Origin of the sequence: Emticicia sp. C21, assembly GCF_003418935.1 — a bacterium.
Classification (GTDB): Bacteria; Bacteroidota; Bacteroidia; order Cytophagales; family Spirosomataceae; genus Emticicia.
In genome coordinates this window covers 280519-296547 of the sequence record NZ_QVMT01000002.1, presented here as the reverse complement: position 1 = coordinate 296547, position 16029 = coordinate 280519, and the positions used below count along the sequence as shown (strand labels likewise).

The window sequence follows — 16029 nt, the reverse complement described above, 5'->3', positions numbered from 1 at the left end:
GGTTAAAATTTACTCTGGTGTTGAGATCTCAGTTAATTATTCAATGTTGCTTGAAGCCATAACTCTCCTATAGCAACTTATTACTTACACTCTTCGACAAAACTAATTTAAATCTTAATATAATTAAATCGAATTTTGGAATAGCTACAATCTATACAAATACTTTACCGAAAATCCAGACTTTAATAGATTTTATATCGAATAAGAGTTTATGAGTTACCTCTTTGGCAGTTATTCATTAAAACCTTATTCGATATAAATTCTAATAAACGAAACTAAAAATGGTATTTTTATTATTTTAATTCTATTCAATTAACTTTGTATAAAAGTAAATTTTACAATAATAGAATGGAACTAAAGGAAAGAATATCAATAGAAGACATTGACGGAAAAAAAATCAAAATCAGATTAGTTGAACCTGAAGATAATAGTTCAGCAATACTAACACATTATCTTCACAACTATAACAATGGGATAAAAAAATATTATGAGGAAGATGCCAGAGAATATATAAATGAATTTATTAAGTATAAAGAACTTGAAAATAAGGTAAAATTTGACGTTGAAGAAGCCATACAACAACTACTTTTTCAGGTTGAAAATGTACCTTTTCCAACCCCGAAAAATTATACTTTTAAATTTATTGATTTATTTGCTGGGATAGGTGGATTTAGATTAGCTTTACAGAACTCCGGAGGGAAATGCGTTTTTACTTCTGAATGGGACAAGTATGCTCAGATTACTTATAGAGCAAATTTTGGAGAAGTTCCTTTTGGGGATATAACAAAAGAAAGTGCAAAAAAATATATTCCCGATGAATTTGATGTATTATGTGGGGGGTTTCCATGTCAACCTTTCTCAAATGCGGGTCTGCGAAAAGGTTTTGAAGATACAAGAGGAACGTTATTCTTTGATGTAGCTGATATAATTAACAGGAAAAAAGAAAATGGGACTCCTATTAAGGTTATCTTTCTGGAAAACGTTAAAGGATTAAAAACCCATGATAAAGGAAATACTCTAAAGACCATTATTGCCACTTTAAAAGAATTAGGGTATAATGTTGCTGAAAAAGTCTTGAATTCGAAAAACTTTGGCGTTCCTCAGAATAGAGAGAGAATATTTATAGTTGGTTGGCTAAAAGATTCTGAGAAATCCTTCAATTTTCCTTTAGGTATGGATAATGATAGTAATCCTATCTTTAAGTCTGAAGATTTGCATAAAACCAAATTAACGTCTGTAAAAAGTATCCTAATTGAAAACCCTGGAGATAAATATACTATTTCTGATAGATTACATGCAGGTCATCTTAGAAGGAGAAAAGAACATAAGGAAAAAGGTAATGGGTTTGGTTTCTCTTTATTCAATGGAGAATCAGTCTATACAAATACTATATCTGCAAGATATTATAAAGACGGCAGTGAGATCCTGATAGAACAAAAAGATGCTAATCCAAGAAAACTTACACCAAGGGAGGCGGCAAATTTACAAGGATATGATAAACAGTTCGTAATACCGGTATCGGATGTACAAGCGTATAAACAATTTGGGAATAGTGTTTCTGTACCTGTAATTCAAACAATTTTTAGCGAGATAAAAAAGCAACTATTATGAATATAAACCCAGAAGAGTATATAAAACAAACATTTCCTAATAGCCCGTTTAACTTTTCTCTTAGTACAAGAGGCGGATATATAACTTTTAGTAATTCAGGCATAAGAGGTATAAAATCTTTCTCTTTAGGACTAGATACCTTAATACAAATTTTTAAAGATATATTAGAGGAGCTTAACAACTTTGCTCCTCATACGAGATATGATGAAACATTATGGAGAAATTTAGAAAGCAGATATTATACAGATAACACCGCTAATTCTATCTCTACAGTTCAAACGAAACCGCTTTTCTCAACTATTAGCAAAATAATCGCTTGGGCAAACTATCCCTTATTAGATAATACGGATGTTGATAATATTATAAGTTTAGATGAAAGCCATATAAAAAATACAATTAACAAATTGGAAGAATTAGCTGAGACTTTTAATCCTGTTAAGGAAGTCCCCGTTTCTGCTTTAGAAAAAGCAGAAAATATAATTTACTATGGTTCTCCAGGTACCGGAAAGTCTTATAAAGTAAATGAAATTCTCAAACCTCTTGATATGAAGTTTTATGAAAGAGTAACTTTTCATCCTGAATATGATCATGCTTCTTTTGTGGGTACCTACAAGCCAACTACAGAAAATGAAGGAACTATGGAGCAATTAAAATATAAGTTTGTACCACAGGTTTTTACAAATATTTATATAAGAGCATGGCAAGACCAAGACAATCAATATTATCTCGCAATCGAAGAAATAAACAGAGGGAATTGTGCGGAGATTTTCGGAGATATTTTTCAGCTATTAGACAGAACAAGTAATTATACAGTTACACCAGACGAAGCATTGAAAAAACATCTAATTAATGAACTTGGTCCAACCCATGATGGTGTTGTTAATGGCTTGAAATTACCTCCGAATTTATCCTTACTGGCAACAATGAATACTTCTGACCAATCTTTATTTCCGATGGATAGTGCGTTTAAGAGAAGATGGGATTGGGAGTATATCCCTATTTGTTATACTGAAACGTATGAGTTAGAAGAAGGAACAAAGGAAAATGAGTCGTTTAAATACTTAGTAAAAATAGGGAATGAAAAGTTTAAATGGATTGATTTTATAGAAGCTGTTAATAAAATAATCAGACAGAATGAAAATTTAGGAATGGATAAATGTATAGGTAATTATTTTATTAAGTCTGATACCAATGAAATAAGTCTGAAGGAATTTATAAATAAAGCTATATTCTACCTTTGGAATGATGTTTTTAAAGATGAAGAAGAGGCTAACTCTATTTTCAAAAGAGGTACGTTTTATGAGGATTTTTTCCCTATCGGTACTAATGGACTTGAACATGTAAAAAAAATTCTTGATTTTCTAAATGTTCAAATATTACCATTAACTCCTACGTCTGAGGAAAGTTCTGATTAATAACTTAAATTCCTTAAGGATTAAAAATGAAAATTCTGATTGAGGGACAAAAATATAGTACTTCTGATTTAGAATTAGTCTTTGACAATTCCAATTTTTATACTGAAAAGGGTGCTGAAGCTACAATAAATTCAGTAGGATACTATCATTCCTTTAGCAAAGGAGAATTGGCTTATATGTTGCCAAAAGTTTTCATGAAAGACAGTAATCAGACGATTTTCGATATTTCATCAGATGAACTACTTCATTTTGAAACAAACGAATCTTTTAAGCATAGCGAACACTATAATTGGACAAGACAATTATTAGTTTACTTTTATAATAGCCTCAAAGAGTACAAAAACAGGTATGCTGAAAATCTCTTAACTCAAGCTAGTCATAGTTTAGAATTAAATACAAGTTTAGGCGAGAATGAATATACCTATCTCGACCTGCTTCTGTCTTTTGTAAATTTTTATAAAAAGAATAAAACCACTATCCTCTTTAAGCACATTGAATTTAAATCAAATCGAGCGAGGAAACCTAAATGGGAAAAGACAATAAGAAAGTCAATGCCCTTTTTAGACTCTTTAAATACGCCTATTTATTTAGAAATTGCTAATAAAAAGAAAAATGTCAATAATGAAGAAGAATTAATTACTTATTTTTTTTCCATTCTGAATCATTTTAATAAAGAATACCAATTAAATCTTAAGATAGATCCAAGTTATGAATTGATAGAAGGCAGTGCATTTGTAAGGCTTCAAAATTCTGGATTATCTAAACTCAGAAAAATCAAGCATCGTTATTTTTCAGATGTGTTAAGAAGAATGTTTCGCTTATGTGAATTATATTTTCAGAAAACCGATTTAAGTAATATAAAAAGAAAGAAAGAAGAATTCATTTCGGTTAAGAATTATAACATCATATTTGAAGATATGGTTGATAAACTCTTTTCTGATGAACTGGATATAAAAAAGGAAATAGGCAGAGAATCTATTTCTTTAGATGACTTAAAATATAATAATGATGGTAAGATAATTGACCATATATATGAATATCAATCTTTGATAGATACATCAAATATTTTCTATATCGGTGATTCTAAATATTATAAAGCAGATTCCTTAGCAGGAAAAGTATCTCAATATAAACAATTTACATATGCTAAAAATGTAATTCAGTTTAATATAGATTTATTGAATGAAGGAGAAGTATACAAAGAAAATATCCGTTATCGGGACGATATAACAGAAGGGTATAACATAACGCCGAATTTCTTTATATATGGTTATATCAACGACATAAATGATTTTGATACTCCTAAGCTAAATTTATTATCAGAAACTCCTATAAAATCCTTTCATTTTGAAGATAGACTGTTTGATAGAGATACATTATTTGTTCATCAATATCAGATGAATTTTTTGTTTATTTTAAAAGCATATTCAATTTCTAATCAGATAACAATTTCTGAATTCAGAAAAGAAGCTAAGCTTCAGTTCCGGAAAGAATTCATTAAGTTCTTTGGTGATTCAAGCAAATCTAAATTTACTATATATGAAAAAGAAATGAATAAAAAAGAGGCAAACGACTTTGTTAATCCTAACTTTAAGCAGTTGAATGGTAAATGCTTTTATACAAACGACGGCAGATTATTAGTTGCTCAATACAATGATATTATGTATGTGTCGTTGGATGCATTTAATAAGATTAAATTTACCTGATAATTTACATAATTGCAGAAACTTCCCTTTCTTTTAAAAACTTCACAAGGCTATTCAGAGTTTGCTCTTTCTTATCCTTTTTTAATTCACATTCATATATCAGATATACATGCCATCCCAGCTTTTCTAATTCAGAAAACTTTACAATATCTCTTTTTTGATTCTGCCCGATTTTTTCTATCCAGAATTCTGTATTTGATTTTGGCATTATGAAATATCTGCAACCTGTATGACCATGCCAAAAACATCCTTGTATAAAAACAACAGTTTTGTATTTTGGCAGGACTATATCTGGTTTTCCGGGAAGTTTTTTATCGTGCAGCTTGTAACGAAACCCATTTGCAAAAAGAAACTTTCTTACCATAATCTCAGGCTTTGTGTTCTTGCCTTTAATCTGGCTCATATTATAGCTTCTTGTCTTTTTGTCATGAACATCTGTCATGTATTTCTTATAATCCAGATAATTGTTCTTTTCGTATAAATTAGTATAACTAAGTTATTGTTTAGTTTAAGCCATTTTGTTGTTTCGTACTTTACTATTATAGAAGATAATCGTGTATATTAATAAGAGGAAACAATAGATAAAAAACTTTTAAATGTAAAATTATAGGCACCATTTCAGAAACAGCTATCTAATTATCAGAATTTTTAGATTTTATATCTTAATATTTTATTATAACTAGTTCATATGAATTTGAATAGTAGTTCTAAAGGTACAAATACATCTATATTTTGTTAGTGATAAATTCAAATATCGAAAATAAATAATAACTATCAGAAATGTTATATTTATATAGTTATTTTTGATTCTCCATATAAATTCCATTGATAATACCATTTGAAATAAATTCTGAAAAATTCTTACTTTTACTAAGCTCTGGTGGAAATTCACTCAAATCGTATTTGCCTACTCCTGCAATAAAATCAAATAAACAATAACATACCCCGACCTGTCTCAAAAAATGATTCCCAAAATCGGAATTATTTCTGAATGTAATCTTATTCTCTATTGACCAAGCAAGGGGGCTGTTTGTGAACTCAAGTCCTCTATATTGTGGAATAATTATTTCCGCTGAATCTCTAGACAAATCACCTGTAAAACAAGTCCCAGTATTTGAAATAAACGGTAAATACTTATCTCTTGCCGCTGAAAACTTATTCTGAACCCAAAATAAAAAATCTTGGTGCAGAAAATTATTTTCTGTATATTTAGTTGTTGGATTTGCAAAATCAATATCAATCATTTGCTTTAAATTGAGATTTTGCTCATCTATTATTGTAATAAGCTTTGATTCATCTGATACTTTTAATATAAATTCTTTAATTTCTTTTTGATTTGGATGTGCCTTTACCAATCCAATCTTTTTAATTGTTTTGGCAGCTAAAATAAATCTTGAAGGAGGATTTATCTCATGCCATTCCCAAGTATTTTTAGAATTCGGGGGATTAATATAATAAGGGGGAAGTGGAGGATTTAACGCAATAAAACAAAGAATATTTACCGTTGAAAGTAATTCTTCTATTTGATTTGGAAAATAGCCTAGAATATACAAGAATGTATTAAATGGCACACCATATGTTAAGTTCTGTAAAATATCTAACCTGTCTTTTATCATTTCCGGTAAGGAATTATTTCTTAAAATGGAAAAAAAAGAACCAATTAAAAATTGAAGCTCAGAAATAGTTGCTGCACATTCCATTATTGAATTTGAAGTTAATTCATCAGGCCCAATTTTCAATCTTACAATAGAGTTTTCTTCAAAATTAAACCAAGATCGTGCTTCATCTAAAGTCGGGACTTTTCTTTCTCCGAATTCACTTTTGTAAAACAAAAAAATATCACCAATAGCATAACCGAAAACTTCGCTATCTGGCATACCATTTATATGTGTAGTTCTTGAATCTTCAAAAGCGGTAATAACCCATTGAAAATCAAACCAAAATTGGCAAAACAAATTAATATCGGAATTATATCTTGAGTAAGTTTGCTTAATAGGTTGTTTTGTTTTTGAGTTTTGAATGAAAATTGGTTGATTATTTTTTCGCCTATTTATAATCTCTCCTTTAATTTCTTGGGGTAGTTCTCTTAAGTTTGTAAAAGTTGTCATTTCTTGCGAAAATTTAAGAGCATGTAAAAATGTCCCAAAACTTGTACAATGATTTTGAATCCAATGACACCATTCATGTATCATAGTAGCATTATAAGAGGTAGTATATTCTAAAAATTTGTCAATATCTTTTTCCTCTTTATAATGTTTAGTATGATATTTAATAATAAAGTTTCTAGTATTGTAAGAGGCACTTCTATCAATACCTGAATTTCTAATATGATTTTTAAGTAAGGGAGTATTTGGTAACATCCTATTTTTTTTTCTTTTTTGAAGACTTGATTTTTACATTTTTATCTTTTAGTGCAGATTTAATCATTTGCTTTAAATGTTTATATGCATGTTCCCCTATTTCTGTAAGTATTAAACTTATTACAATTTCAACAATATCTATTTGACCATAAGTACCTCTATTTAAGAAAACAGGAATTATTGCATCGTTTTGAATTATCCTATAATTTTTAACTTCGGGCAAACTTTCAAGTTTAGATTTTATTTCTTGAATTTTATTATACTCACATTCAATTATTATTTCTAACTCCATAATAAAAATATGTTTAAATGTTAACTATTACTTAAATATAGAAAGACTGATTCTGATATAGTCTAGATTAAATATCTCCTCTAATTTTAAAATACTACTATATGTAGTCCTAACAATAATAAAACTATATTATAGATTTAATTAATTTATTGAAATAATTATAGGAGTTTAAAAATTGAATTTTATTTAAAAAAAAGCAAGATTTTGAAAGAATTAATTTATCGGGACAAACAATGGATCAAGTCAAAAACCTGTGGGGCTAATAAATTTAAGCATAGATTTTGGTGAGTCTATATAAGAAGAACGAAATATTCTTAACACCTCTGAATTGACTTCTAAACGCTTTTATCTTGGCATTAAAAGACTCCGCAGAAGCATTAGTGCTTCTATTTTCAAAGAAGTTTACGATTGTCTTGTAATGATTCTGTATTGACCTGGCAACTGTATTGAACGATTTAAATCCAGCCTGCCTTACTTTCTCATGCCATTTAGCTAGCCTTGTTAAGCCATATAGCTTATCATTAGTGTTTTCAAAGATATAAGAAAGACTCATAGTTAAATCGTAAGCCTATTTAATGTCAGGGTATAATCCGAATAGCAAAGCCGCTCTTTGCCTCTGATTTTCTGTCCAATCATTTTCTTTTTTATACAAAACATACCTGCTTCTGGCTAATAACTGTTTAATAGTATCTCCATTCGAAAGTACTTTAGGAACATATTCCGTTTCTGTTTTCTTAGCCAATTCAATAGCATCATTTTCAGCATCTAATGCCTCCTATCTATGTTTGATTCTGATTTCTTGTAAGGCTTCTGAGGCAAGTTGCTGAACATGGAATCGGTCGGTAACTCTGGTAGCATTAGGGAAAGCCCTTTTAGCAATTAACTCCATGTTAGCAGTCATATCAAGGGTAATTTCCTTGACTTTCTTGCGCAGATTGACCGGAATCCTTCGTAGAACATCAATGACTGTTTCTGCCTTAGTGCCTGCTACAATGGCTACAATACTACCTTTCTTGCCCTTAGCCGCCTTATTAGTCAGAATTGTGTAGAGTTCGCCATCTGATAGACTGGTCTCATCGATGGATAAGTATTTGCCGATATTCTCTGGAAAAAGAAGCCATTTCTTGGCATGAATTCGCTGAGACCAACTCTTAAAATCACTCAGATAATTCTTATATTGCTCTTGCAGCCTTTTGCCATTCACTCCATAATAAGTAGCAATGCTTTGCGTAGCATCTGCATTAGAATCGATTAATAGCGTTTAAAAAAGCGGCGAACTCGTTTGTCATCCGAGTGCCGTCTGCTACTAAGTCCCAGTTTCGATATACTGCCTTTTGCTGTGTATAGCTATACCACCTGCGACGTTTGATGTGTAGAAAAACTTTATGTCCTCTGATTGGAAAATCCTGAACTGTAATCTCATCAAAAAATCCTTTGGATTCTAATTTCTGAGTTTCAAACTCTTTGGGTCTCTGATTAATCTCTTGTAGATATAAATGCATTACCTCTGCTGTAGTCTTATAAGAAGTAAGCTCAAAATTCTCAACTATTATTTCAGGAAGTAATAACTTCAATATCTCTTTATAATCCCCTTGCATCTATCTTTTCTTAAAAATGCAAATCTCGAAATTATTTAACTACCCCACAACTTTTAGGTTTGAGCCCAAACAATCAACTCTTTGGATTGTAGAGATAATTAAATAGTATTAATAGTGATTCTGAAAATATGTATTATTTATATAATAATATATGAAGTAAAAGTAAGTAGTATATTCAATATTGCGTAACCAAATGCGTAACGGAGAGACAAAAAAAAAGCGTAATTTATTGATTTTCAATAGATTACGCTTTTATTTTGTAGCGGGAACAGGACTCGAACCTGTGACCTTTGGGTTATGAGCCCAACGAGCTACCAACTGCTCCATCCCGCGATGTTGTTCCTAAATCGGACTGCAAAGGTACGACTATTTTTGAAATAAAAAACTATCTTTGCAAAAAAATAAAATATTTTTTCCTGTGGATATAGTTTCTCCAAATCATAAAGCTGGTTTTATCAGTATTGTCGGTAAACCAAATGTGGGTAAATCTACCCTGATGAATATATTAGTGGGCGAGCGTCTTTCTATTATTACTTCTAAAGCGCAAACCACTCGCCACCGTATTATGGGCATTGTAAATGGCGTGCACAATGGTACTGATTTTCAGTTAGTTTACTCAGATACTCCCGGTATTATTAAGCCTGTTTACGAGCTTCACAAATCAATGATGCACTTTGTACACGGCTCATTAGATGATGCTGATGTGATTTTATTTGTGACTGATATTTTCGAGAAACATGATGAAAATGATGTAATTGAAAAGCTTCAGCATACAGAAACACCTATTTTATTAATTGTCAATAAAATTGATTTAGCCAAACCAGAACAGATCGAAGAGAAGCTTAATTACTGGAAAGAAAATTTTAAAGCTACAGAGGTTATTGCTATCTCGGCATTAGAAAATCAGAATATCGGAGAGTTATTTGATAAAATCATTAACTTTTTACCTACCCATCCACCCTATTTCCCGAAAGATGAATTAACAGATAAACCGGAGCGTTTCTTCGCGGCTGAAATCATGCGGGAAAAGATTTTTACTAATTATATCAAAGAAGTCCCTTATAGTAGCGAAGTAGTAATTACCAGCTTCAAGGAAAAAGAAGACATGATTGTGATTAGTGCCGAAATCTATGTAGAACGTACTACGCAACGCGCTATTCTATTGGGACATAAAGGTGAAAGAATCAAGAAAGTAGGAATTGAGGCCCGTCTGGAGATGGAAAAATTTTTTGGTAAAAAGATTTTCCTGGAGCAATACATTAAAGTTGAGCCTGACTGGAGAAATAAACGAAATAAATTAGAGAAATTTGGGTACGAATAACGTACCCATTATTTTTGATTTCCTTTACAATCAACCACTATGCTATACCTTATCTTAAGTATCGTTTTCTCAGTATTGTTACTGATAAACTTTCGCATTTATCCCAAATACCAAATCAGTACTTTTCAGGCTATTGCTTTTAATTATCCGGTCTGCTTTCTGACTGGTCTTGCTTTAATGCCGGAAGAACAGCGTTTTGAATTAAATTTCTCGGAAGATTGGCCGTATTATGCATTATTTTTAGGGGTTGGCTTTATCATTACTTTCATATTGTCAGGTGTTTCTACTCAGAAAATGGGAATCACAGCAACATCTTTGGCTAATAATATCTCCTTGGTTATTCCGGTTATTTTCAGCCTTTTCATATTAAAAACCAATGGCCGTACTTTTGATGGACTAAACTATCTGGGCTTGCTTCTGGCGGTAATAGCTGTTGGCTTAAGCACATTTAAGCCGAGTAATGAAAAAATCAAAGGTAAAGGATTAGATTTCCTATTACCTATCGCTGTTTTCTTGCTTTATGGTATTACGAATACAGCTATTAATTACCTGAATCTGAAATATATTACTTCTTCTGACCGTACCGTGCCTGTTACCTTAGTAATGGTCTTAGGAGCAGTAATTGCCGGAGCTGTTGCATTGATTATTCAGCTAATAAGAGGTAAAGAGAAAATTGAAGGCAAAAATATTCTGGCTAGTATTACCTTGGGAGTACCTAATTTTTTGTCATTCTATTTTCTGATACTAGCTCTTTCAGCCTTTGGTAATAGTGGCGCTTTTGTGTATCCTTTATACAATATTGGTGTTATCTTAGTGTCGGCAATTATTGCCGGATTATTTTTCAAAGAAAAGCTTACTGGCTTGAATAAAATTGGCTTACTATTGGCTATTGTAGCTATTGCTTTGATTTCATGGCAGGATATTCAGGGAATTTTTTAGGTATCTGTGAACCCAAAGCCCTTGTACTGTGTTGATACTCAACAGAATTTCCTCTGTTTTCCCTATCTTTGTACCCCATTAATACTCAGCGACTTAAAGAGAATAGAGACCTCTCTCTTTATTGGCGCTTGGAAAAATTGTTTTTTTATTATTTTCAGAGGTCTTCATCTATAATTATACCCTTTTAAGGGTCAGGGGTTTATGGCAAATATTGTTGCAATTGTAGGCCGACCGAACGTCGGTAAATCTACGCTTTTTAATCGTCTTATTGAGAGCCGCGTGGCTATCACTGATAATATGCCGGGTGTGACGCGCGACCGTCATTATGGGCAGGCTGTATGGACAGAGAAATATTTTACAGTTATTGATACAGGCGGATACGTAGTAGGTTCTGAAGATACTTTCGAGGGCGCGATCCGCGATCAGGTAGAAATTGCTATTGAAGAATCAAGCGTTATTCTGTTTGTGGTAGATACCATGACAGGATTAACCGACCTGGATAAAGACTTTGCCAATATTCTCCGCCGTTCGAAAAAACCTGTATTTGTAGTAGCTAATAAAGCTGAAACTTTTGAGCGCCAGCAAACCGCAGCAGAGTTCTATGAAATGGGCTTAGGTGACGAAATCTTTGCTATTTCTGCTGCCGATGGTGGTGGAACAGGAGATTTGTTGGACGAAGTAGTGAAAGCATTTGAAGATGACGGTATCGAAAACCCAAATGAAGGAATTCCAAGAATTGCGATTCTGGGCCGTCCGAACGTTGGTAAATCTTCATTCCTGAATGCACTGACAGGCAAAGACAGAAGTATCGTAACAGACATTGCAGGTACTACCCGCGATGCGATTGATACGCATTACAGATTGTATGGAAAAGACTTTATTCTGACTGATACAGCAGGTATCCGTAAAAAAGCTAAAGTGCATGAAAGTATTGAGTTTTATTCGGTGCTACGCTCTATCAAAGCTTTAGAAGATTCAGATGTATGTATTATTCTATTAGATGCGTCTAAAGGCCTGGAATCACAGGATATTAGTATCATTGCCAATGCCCATAATTCTAAAAAGGGTATTGTGTTGATGATTAATAAGTGGGATTTGGTAGAGAAAGATTCTAAAACTGCCGACCGCATGAAGAAGGAGATTCTAGAACGTATTGCTCCTATGAATTATATGCCTGTTGTTTTTGCTTCGGTTTTAGAAAAACAACGCATTTTTCAGGTAATTGAGAAAGCAATGGAAGTATATGAAAATAAAACTTTCAAAATTACTACTTCTAAACTGAATGAGGTAATGTTACCAATCATCGAGCAGACACCTCCACCGATGTTGAAAGGTAAACAAATCAAGATTAAATATTGTCTTCAATTACCTACACCATCGCCGACTTTTGTATTCTTCTGTAATTTACCACAGTATATCAAAGAAGCCTACGAGCGCTTCTTACAGAACAAAATACGTGAGCATTTTGGTTTTGAAGGCGTACCGATTACAATATTTTTTAGAAATAAATAAGCTAATTAACTAAGAAGTCTCACTTTTGGTGAGACTTCTTAGTTTTTATACCTATTGCAATTTCTTATACTTAATACGCTTAGGTGTTACATCAGTTCCTAATCGCTTGCGGCGATTCTCTTCATATTCCGAGAAGTTACCTTCAAACCAATATACCTGCGAGTTACCCTCAAAAGCCAGAATATGCGTCGCAATTCTATCTAAGAACCAACGGTCATGGGAGATAACTACGGCACAACCTGCAAAGTTTTCGAGACCTTCTTCTAAGGCACGTAGTGTGTTTACGTCCAGGTCGTTGGTAGGCTCATCCAATAGCAATAAGTTACCACCTTCTTTCAGCATCATGGCCAAGTGTACCCGGTTTCTTTCACCACCTGACAAGGTACCGATTTTCTTTTCCTGATCAGACCCCTGAAAATTGAAGCGGCTTACATAACCACGGGCATTTACCTGCTTATTCCCCAACATCACCCATTCATTGCCACCTGAAACCAGTTCATAGACTGATTTAGCAGGGTCCAGCTGGTTGTGTTCCTGGTCAACATAAGAAAGTTTTACCGTCTCTCCTACTTCAAATGTCCCTTCAAGGGGTTGTAATTGCTCGGTTATAAGTTTGAATAAAGTAGTTTTACCGGCACCATTCGGCCCGATAATACCTACAATACCGTTTTGAGGCAGACTAAAATTCAGGTCTTCGTATAGTAGTCTATCACCAAAGCCCATTTTCACACCTTTGGCTTCAATTACCTTGTTCCCTAAACGTGGCCCTGGAGGAATGAATAACTCCAGTTTTTCTTCTCTTTCTCTATTATCTTCGCTCACCATGCGGTCGTAAGCTGCCAAACGAGCTTTAGATTTAGCCTGGCGTGCTTTAGGTGCCATTCTCACCCATTCCAACTCTCGCTGCAAAGTCTTCTGACGTTTTGACTCCGATTTCTCTTCTTTCGCTAAACGGTTTTGTTTCTGCTCTAACCATGAAGAATAATTACCTTTCCACGGGATACCTTCTCCTCTATCCAACTCCAGAATCCATCCGGCAACGTTATCCAAGAAGTAACGGTCGTGGGTAACAGCAATGACCGTTCCTTTATACTGGCGAAGATGTTCCTCTAACCACAATACTGATTCGGCATCCAAGTGGTTGGTAGGCTCATCTAATAATAATACATCCGGTTGTTTGAGCAATAAACGGCAAAGGGCAACCCGACGTTTTTCACCACCTGATAAGGTTTCAATCTTTGCATCTTCCGGCGGACAACGCAGGGCATCCATCGCACGTTCCAAACGTGTATCCAATTCCCACGCATCCAACTGATCGAGTTTCTCTTGCACTATTCCCTGTCTCTCAAGAAGTTTATCAAAATCTGCATCTGGTTCAGCAAAAGCATTATTGATGTCGTCAAATTCTTTCAATAAATCTACAATCTCCTGTACGCCCTCTTCCACTACTTCGCGCACGGTTTTATTAGGGTCAAGCTGAGGCTCTTGCTCAAGTAAGCCAACCGTATAACCAGGAGAAAATACCACATCACCATTGATATTTTTATCGATACCCGCAATAACCCTTAATAGAGTAGATTTACCTGAGCCATTGAGACCTAAGACACCGATTTTTGCTCCATAGAAAAACGAAAGGTAGATATTTTTGAGAATCTGACGGTTTGGAGGAATGATTTTACTCACGCGCTCCATTGAGAAAATAATTTGCTCACTCATTGTTTATTGAGGTTTCTTAGATAGTTTTTTATGATCTAATATTAAATTTTAGAAAAATATGACATATTTCAGGCTTTTTTTCTACATTGAATAAAATTTTGTTTCAAATATCGTCATTCAAGTTTGCATTATACAAAAAAACTACGAATTTTACCATTTCAAACCACAACCCTTGACTCACAAGCCATGTGATTTTAATTATGGACGGCGTAACATTAGATAACGAATATGCTTACATCAAAGACGGTAAGGTATTCTTGAAGGGCTACTTAGACATGCCCGACCGACAAATCGGCGAAGTAAAACGCACAGAAGAAGAAGCTTTCCAGTATTTTATTAACCGTTACCAGATTGCGGTAAACAAGGTTAATCAACTTGAATCGGAAATCACGGAGGCCCAGAATAAGGGCTCCTTCTTAACAAAACTCACGCAACTTCGCAAACGACTGCTGAACTTCGATGGTATCGGCGACTTTATTCCATTGCTCAAAAAATTAGATGAGCATGAAGAATACCTTCGCGGATTGATCGTAGGTAACCAAGCCAACAACCTTACTATTAAGCAAGCTTTGATTGAAGAAGCCAAAGAAGCTAAAGAAGATGTTGACTGGGGTGTTGTAGCTGATAAGCTGCAAGACATTAAAACCCGCTGGATTAGAACAGGACCTGTTGATAAGCCTTATCAGGAGGATGTTGAAACGGTTTTCCGTGAAGTATTGGATGATTTCTATCAACGTAGAAAAGCTTTCTACGAAGAACAAAACAGAATCATTGCAGAACGCATGGAGAAATACACGGAATTGGTGAAAGGCGCTGAGCAGTTATTCCGCATGGGTAACTGGGAGTTGTCTTTTGCTGAGTTGAAAAGACTACAAAACGAATGGAAGAATGTTGGGGATGTACCTCCAAAACGTCTGAAATTCGAGTTCCGTCGTTTCAAAAAACTAACGACTCTTTATTACGAAAAATATTGTAATGCCAAGGGTATTCAGATTAAAACCAGAGTTGACCCTCGTGTAGAAGCACAGCAAAAAATGATGGAAGAAGCTGAGAGATTAGCAGATGCCAAAGATATCTTTGCCTCTACTGAAAGAGCAAAAGTATTGCTTAACGACTGGAAGAATATCAAAGTGCCTTCTCATTTGGCAGTACGCAACGTAGCAGAACGCTTCAGAGCAGCTTGCGATAAGATTTTCGAGTTAAGTTACTTAATGAAAGTAATTACAAGAAAATTACCTAATTACAATTATTTGAGCGAAAGACAACAAGTCTTAACCAAATATCGTGAGATGGAAAGCATCGTAACCCGTGCTCGTGGCGAGTTGAAACAACTCATTGAAAGCTACGACGGTGTAGCACGTAATCCGGACATGGATAAAATCATGACTTCTAATATTCAGACACAACGACGCAAGTTATTGATGAAAGAAGTAATCCTGGAGGAATTGAGACGTGCCGCACAAAATGTAGGATAAGATAATATGCTTCATATCAGAGCCCTGTTTGCCTGGCAAACGGGGCTTTTTGTTTGGCACATCTCTCTAACGGATATAAATAAA

At 33.8% G+C, this 16029-nt stretch carries 12 protein-coding genes, 1 tRNA gene and 1 pseudogene; 7 read left to right on the top strand and 7 right to left on the bottom strand.

Annotated features, from left to right (window positions below; translation table 11 throughout):
* The first annotated feature begins 348 nt into the window (after positions 1–348).
* Genes D0T08_RS06075 through D0T08_RS06065 form a run of 3 tightly spaced genes read left to right on the top strand, consistent with a single transcriptional unit; the run spans position 349 to position 4732 of the window.
* Positions 349–1611: a DNA cytosine methyltransferase gene (locus D0T08_RS06075; RefSeq protein WP_116981713.1), complete on the top strand. Its 1263-nt coding sequence runs from the start codon at positions 349–351 to the stop codon at positions 1609–1611.
* Positions 1608–3026 (top strand): McrB family protein, encoded by a 1419-nt coding sequence (locus tag D0T08_RS06070; RefSeq protein ID WP_116981712.1) that lies wholly within the window; start codon positions 1608–1610, stop codon positions 3024–3026. The genes D0T08_RS06075 and D0T08_RS06070 overlap by 4 nt, the downstream gene beginning before the upstream one ends.
* Positions 3027–3052: 26 nt before the next feature.
* Entirely contained in the window at positions 3053–4732 is a 1680-nt protein-coding gene (locus D0T08_RS06065; RefSeq protein WP_116981711.1) for a hypothetical protein, read from the top strand.
* A gap of 4 nt (positions 4733–4736) precedes the next feature.
* On the opposite strand, the gene D0T08_RS06060 is transcribed toward D0T08_RS06065, so the two are convergent.
* The 6 genes and pseudogenes from D0T08_RS06060 to D0T08_RS06035 all read right to left on the bottom strand — a co-directional run bounded on the left by D0T08_RS06060 (position 4737) and on the right by D0T08_RS06035 (position 9315).
* Positions 4737–5174, bottom strand: coding sequence for a very short patch repair endonuclease (locus D0T08_RS06060; protein WP_116981710.1), 438 nt, complete (start codon positions 5172–5174; stop codon positions 4737–4739).
* 355 nt (positions 5175–5529) lie between these two features.
* Entirely contained in the window at positions 5530–7092 is a 1563-nt protein-coding gene (locus D0T08_RS06055; RefSeq protein ID WP_116981709.1) for a hypothetical protein, read from the bottom strand.
* A gap of 1 nt (position 7093) precedes the next feature.
* Positions 7094–7384, bottom strand: a complete 291-nt coding sequence (locus D0T08_RS06050) for a hypothetical protein (RefSeq protein WP_116981708.1) — start codon at positions 7382–7384, stop codon at positions 7094–7096.
* 268 nt (positions 7385–7652) lie between these two features.
* A pseudogene (locus tag D0T08_RS06045) lies at positions 7653–8573 on the bottom strand (transposase).
* Between the two features lie 52 nt (positions 8574–8625).
* Positions 8626–8982 carry a transposase family protein gene (locus D0T08_RS06040; RefSeq protein ID WP_116981707.1) on the bottom strand — a complete coding sequence of 119 codons (357 nt, stop codon included), beginning with the start codon at positions 8980–8982 and terminating at the stop codon, positions 8626–8628.
* A gap of 260 nt (positions 8983–9242) precedes the next feature.
* A tRNA-Met gene (locus tag D0T08_RS06035) sits at positions 9243–9315 on the bottom strand.
* Between the two features lie 85 nt (positions 9316–9400).
* Between D0T08_RS06035 and era the strand changes: the two genes are divergently transcribed.
* The 3 genes from era (at position 9401) to der (ending at position 12754) form a co-directional block, all read left to right on the top strand.
* The gene (era, locus tag D0T08_RS06030) at positions 9401–10303 is read left to right on the top strand and encodes a GTPase Era (RefSeq protein WP_229238908.1); all 903 of its coding nucleotides are present in this window, start codon (positions 9401–9403) and stop codon (positions 10301–10303) included.
* 39 nt (positions 10304–10342) lie between these two features.
* The gene (locus tag D0T08_RS06025; RefSeq protein WP_116981706.1) at positions 10343–11242 is read left to right on the top strand and encodes a DMT family transporter; all 900 of its coding nucleotides are present in this window, start codon (positions 10343–10345) and stop codon (positions 11240–11242) included.
* 201 nt (positions 11243–11443) lie between these two features.
* Complete coding sequence (gene der, locus D0T08_RS06020; protein ID WP_116981705.1) at positions 11444–12754, top strand: ribosome biogenesis GTPase Der; 1311 nt, start codon at positions 11444–11446, stop codon at positions 12752–12754.
* A 51-nt stretch (positions 12755–12805) separates the two neighbouring features.
* On the opposite strand, the gene ettA is transcribed toward der, so the two are convergent.
* Positions 12806–14470: an energy-dependent translational throttle protein EttA gene (gene ettA, locus D0T08_RS06015; RefSeq protein ID WP_116981704.1), complete on the bottom strand. Its 1665-nt coding sequence runs from the start codon at positions 14468–14470 to the stop codon at positions 12806–12808.
* 200 nt (positions 14471–14670) lie between these two features.
* Here ettA and D0T08_RS06010 point away from each other — a divergent pair, with 200 nt between their 5' ends.
* A complete protein-coding gene (locus tag D0T08_RS06010; RefSeq protein ID WP_116981703.1) occupies positions 14671–15945 on the top strand; it encodes a DUF349 domain-containing protein in 1275 nt (424 codons plus the stop codon).
* Positions 15946–16029: the final 84 nt, after the last annotated feature.

What these genes read in the sequence shown, in the direction of transcription:
- D0T08_RS06050 (WP_116981708.1), bottom strand. Translation starts at nt 7,384, where the DNA reads ATGGAGTTAGAAATAATAATTGAATGTGAGTATAATAAAATTCAAGAA.
- D0T08_RS06025 (WP_116981706.1), top strand. Translation starts at nt 10,343, where the DNA reads ATGCTATACCTTATCTTAAGTATCGTTTTCTCAGTATTGTTACTGATA.
- D0T08_RS06060 (WP_116981710.1), bottom strand. Translation starts at nt 5,174, where the DNA reads ATGACAGATGTTCATGACAAAAAGACAAGAAGCTATAATATGAGCCAG.
- D0T08_RS06075 (WP_116981713.1), top strand. Translation starts at nt 349, where the DNA reads ATGGAACTAAAGGAAAGAATATCAATAGAAGACATTGACGGAAAAAAA.
- D0T08_RS06040 (WP_116981707.1), bottom strand. Translation starts at nt 8,982, where the DNA reads ATGCAAGGGGATTATAAAGAGATATTGAAGTTATTACTTCCTGAAATA.
- ettA (WP_116981704.1), bottom strand. Translation starts at nt 14,470, where the DNA reads ATGAGTGAGCAAATTATTTTCTCAATGGAGCGCGTGAGTAAAATCATT.
- D0T08_RS06055 (WP_116981709.1), bottom strand. Translation starts at nt 7,092, where the DNA reads ATGTTACCAAATACTCCCTTACTTAAAAATCATATTAGAAATTCAGGT.
- D0T08_RS06065 (WP_116981711.1), top strand. Translation starts at nt 3,053, where the DNA reads ATGAAAATTCTGATTGAGGGACAAAAATATAGTACTTCTGATTTAGAA.
- der (WP_116981705.1), top strand. Translation starts at nt 11,444, where the DNA reads ATGGCAAATATTGTTGCAATTGTAGGCCGACCGAACGTCGGTAAATCT.
- D0T08_RS06070 (WP_116981712.1), top strand. Translation starts at nt 1,608, where the DNA reads ATGAATATAAACCCAGAAGAGTATATAAAACAAACATTTCCTAATAGC.
- D0T08_RS06010 (WP_116981703.1), top strand. Translation starts at nt 14,671, where the DNA reads ATGGACGGCGTAACATTAGATAACGAATATGCTTACATCAAAGACGGT.